The organism is Methanofollis ethanolicus, assembly GCF_001571385.1.
In the GTDB taxonomy this organism is placed as follows: domain Archaea; phylum Halobacteriota; class Methanomicrobia; order Methanomicrobiales; family Methanofollaceae; genus Methanofollis; species Methanofollis ethanolicus.
Map to the genome: position 1 here is coordinate 1 of NZ_BCNW01000003.1, position 3,596 is coordinate 3,596.

Annotated in this window: 4 protein-coding genes; all 4 read left to right on the top strand. The window is 62.3% G+C overall.

Translation table 11 applies throughout. From position 1 onward, the window contains the following. Positions 1-740: ABC transporter ATP-binding protein (locus tag MEFOE_RS13165; RefSeq protein WP_067053355.1), on the top strand; the 740-nt coding region annotated here is incomplete at its 5' end. Continuing rightward, positions 737-1,852, top strand: a complete 1,116-nt coding sequence (locus MEFOE_RS13170; RefSeq protein WP_067047143.1) for an ABC transporter permease — start codon at positions 737-739, stop codon at positions 1,850-1,852. The genes MEFOE_RS13165 and MEFOE_RS13170, both read left to right, overlap by 4 nt. After that, positions 1,849-3,300 (top strand): NEW3 domain-containing protein, encoded by a 1,452-nt coding sequence (locus MEFOE_RS13175; RefSeq protein WP_067047140.1) that lies wholly within the window; start codon positions 1,849-1,851, stop codon positions 3,298-3,300. Before MEFOE_RS13170 ends, MEFOE_RS13175 begins: the two co-directional genes overlap by 4 nt. A gap of 125 nt (positions 3,301-3,425) precedes the next feature. Beyond that, the coding region (locus MEFOE_RS13180; RefSeq protein ID WP_153016006.1) for an ATP-binding cassette domain-containing protein at positions 3,426-3,596 on the top strand (171 nt) is incomplete at its 3' end.

Genomic DNA, 3,596 nt, shown 5'->3' on the forward strand with positions numbered 1-3,596 from the left:
GCTATATCGACGGGACGGAGGTGGCCACCAACCCGATCGAGGTGAAGAAGAAGATCGGGTACATGCCCGAGGACGTGGGCTTCTACGCGACCCTCAGTGCGGAAGAAAACCTGGACTATTCGGCGAAGCTCTATGGCATGGATGCTGCGACGCGGCGGACGCGTATCCCCGACCTCCTCTCCCTGGTGGGCCTGGACGGCGTGACGAAGGTCGTCGGGGGGTACTCGAAGGGTATGCGGCAGCGTCTCGGTATCGCAAAGGCCCTGATCAACGAACCGAAGGCCGTGATCCTGGACGAACCGACGGCGAACCTTGACCCTCAGGGCGTCGCCGACTACCGGCGGATCATCCGTGAGACGGCCGAGAACGGGACGACGGTGCTCGTCTCCTCGCATATCCTCTCCGAGGTGAGCAAGGTCTGCACGTCCGCCGGCATCCTTGCGCACGGGAGACTCGTCGCCTCGGGTCGGTGGGAAGACCTCGCCCGCGCCGGCGGCGAGAGCGGCCACGTGATCATCCGGGTCGAGACGAAGGCGCCGATGCCCGAGTTCTCCCACCCGTCCCTCATCTCCGCGGAGTACGCGGACGGCCACCATGCGGCGCGGCTCGTTGCGGAGACCGACATCAGCGACGATATCGCCGCGGCCGTCGGTCCCGCAGGGATCCGGCGCCTTGAACGCGACGAACCAGACATCGAGGACGTCTTCCTCTCTTACTATCACGAGGAGGCGACGTCATGAGATCGGCAGGACTGAAGGTGATCGCAGGGAAGGAGTTCCGCGACCACCTGCAGAGCAGGAAGTTCCACCTCATCTTCGGGGTCTTCCTGGTCATCGCGGTCATCGGCCTCATCGGCGGGGCTGTCGAGTACCAGAAACAGCTTGACGACTACAACAAGAACCAGGCCGCGGTCTCGGACGACGAGTTCGAGTCGCATTCGTACTTCTCCTGGAAACCGACGATCCTCTCGGCCTTCAACGAGATGACCACCCTGATGACGACGATCGGCGTGATCCTCGGGATCGCGATGGGCTTTGACCTGATCACGCGGGAGAAAGAGAGCAAGTCCCTGAAGATCCTCCTCTCGCACCCGATCTACCGGGACGAGGTGATCAACGGGAAGGCCCTCGGCGGCGTGGCGGCGATTGCCCTGGCGATGGGGATCGTGCTCGTCATCTCCCTGGCGATCATGCTTCTCTTCGGGATCGTCCCGAACTTCGAGGAGACGGTGCGGATGTTCCTCTTCGGAGCGCTCTCGTTCCTGCTCGTCTTCTCGTTCTTCGCGATCGCCCTCTTCATGTCGACGGTCGCGAAGGACAGCGGGAGCGCGATCATCTACACCCTGATCATCATGATCGTGCTCTCGTCCCTCCTCCCGATCTTCACGTACGGGTCGGTATACACGGCGGTCTTCGGCCAGCCCCCCGATCCCCCGGAAACCTCCTCCATGATACGGTATGGTGGAGGAGGCGTGTACGTATCGTCGGCGGTGGCGATCGATGTTGAGGGCGTGAAGAGCGACCCGGAGGTCGACGAGGCCTGGCAGGAGTACGAGGAGAAGTCGCGGGCCTACTGGGAGCAGAGGCAGGCGGTCAACGATGCCGTCTCTCTCCTCTCGCCGACGAGCAACTACCAGAGACTGGCCCTTGCCGTGACCAACCCGCAAATGGCGCAGATGATGAAGAACAGTTACGACCCGATATCTGCCGACGATGAGATACCGCAGGACGGGTTCTCCGCGCTCTTCGCCCTCCTCGGCGACATGGCAAAGAACATCGCCGCGCTGATCATCACGCCCGCCCTCTTCTTCGGGCTTGCGTGGGTGCGGTTCATGCGGGAGGACGTGAGATGAGCGCTGGAACACGGGTTCCCGCCCTCCTCCTTGCTCTCCTGATGCTCGCCGCAACGGTTCTGCCTGTGGCGGCGGCGGACGGGGCGGCGTCCGGGACGGTCTCGGTCACCTGTGACTTCCCCGGTCAGGTTGTCGAGGCCGGGGAGACAGCGACTTTCTCCCTCACCGCGGCGAACAACGGGGCCGCGGCGACGAGCGGCGATCAGATCAAACTGTGGACCGAGAACTTTGTCGGGAGCAGGAACTGGGAGATGCGTTTTGTCGACGGCAAGACCGAGGTGAACCGTGTCTCCATCCCGCCAGGCGGGTCGAAGACCGTCACCCTTGAGGTGGAGACGGCGGCGGACACGCCTGTCGGCGACTACCCGGTAAAGGTGCATATCGGCGACGGCTCGATCTGGCTCCATGTGAGCATCTCGAAGACGCACACCGGCGAACTCGGCACTCTTAACCTCCTGGTGACGGACAAGGGCGGGGAGAAGGTGAAGGGTGCGACGATCGAGGTCTACCGCGGGAATGAACACGAGGCCTTCGACAGGGTGATGACGACGGCCGACGGCCGGATCAGTACCGGTCTCCCCCAGGACGTCTACCGCCTGGTCGTCACGAAACCGGGCTTCCTTTCTGTCGAGAAGAAGGACGTGAAGGTGAAGTGCGGGATCACGGTCGACGCCGGCACGGTAATGCTGGACAAGTCCTCGTACGCGGCCGAGGTGACGGTGAAGTCCTCCTTGATCACGACGCCGGCAGGAAGGAACCCGACCTTCGAGATGAAGCTGCGGAATGTCGGGAAGGCCGACGACACCTACCGTCTCTCGACTGACGGTCTCCCCGAGGGCTGGTATGCCAGGTACAAGGAGAGCGCCGCGGATACGAGCGACATCTCGGAGATCCTGGTCCCTGCCGGAGAGGATAAGTCCCTCTTCCTGGAGGCGATCCCGCCGTACGGCACGAAGGTCGGCGACTATTCCTTCAATGCTGTCATCGAGTCTTCGTCCGACTCCTATACCGAGGACCTGACGGCGAAGATCAGCGGGAGTTATGAGATGAGGCTCTCCGCGGACAGGTACCGCTATGAGGCGAACATGGGTGAGACCCTCGAATTCGACGCCTCGGTGCGGAACATCGGCAATGCCGGTGCCCTGACCGGGATCCACTTCGAGGTGAGCGCGCCGCAGGGCTGGAAGGCGACGGTGACGCCGACGAATATCACGAGTCTCCAGCCGGGCGAGTCGAAGAAGGTGAACGTCAAGGTGGTGCCGCCGCCGAATATCGTCGCCTCCGAGTACAAGGTGACGCTGAAGGCGGTCTCGGACCAGGGCGAGCAGAGCGACGACTTCAGGATCGTCGTGAAGGAGCAGTCCTTTGCCGCGATCCTGGGTCTTCTCATGCTCGCCGGCATCGCGGGCGGGGTCTGGTACTACTTCAGAAAGTACCAGCGCCGTTGATCTTTCTCCTCCTCTTTTTTTTGTGTCAGCCGTACCTTTCCCGACAGATAGACGTTCTGCACAGAATCGTTTTATAAAAGGGGCGCCATGGATCTCCACAATCCAAAAAAAAGGACTGGGAAGCCATGATACGATGCGAACATCTGACGAAGGTCTATAATGACGTGCCTGCCGTCGACGATCTCTGCCTCGATATCCCCGAGGGCGAGGTCTTCGGGCTCCTCGGGCCGAACGGCGCGGGGAAGAGCACGACGATCCTGATGGTGATCGGCCTGATCGAGCCGACCTCGGGGGCG

Coding starts and splice junctions, on each gene's coding strand:
- MEFOE_RS13175 (WP_067047140.1), top strand. CDS start 1,849: ATGAGCGCTGGAACACGGGTTCCCGCCCTCCTCCTTGCTCTCCTGATG.
- MEFOE_RS13170 (WP_067047143.1), top strand. CDS start 737: ATGAGATCGGCAGGACTGAAGGTGATCGCAGGGAAGGAGTTCCGCGAC.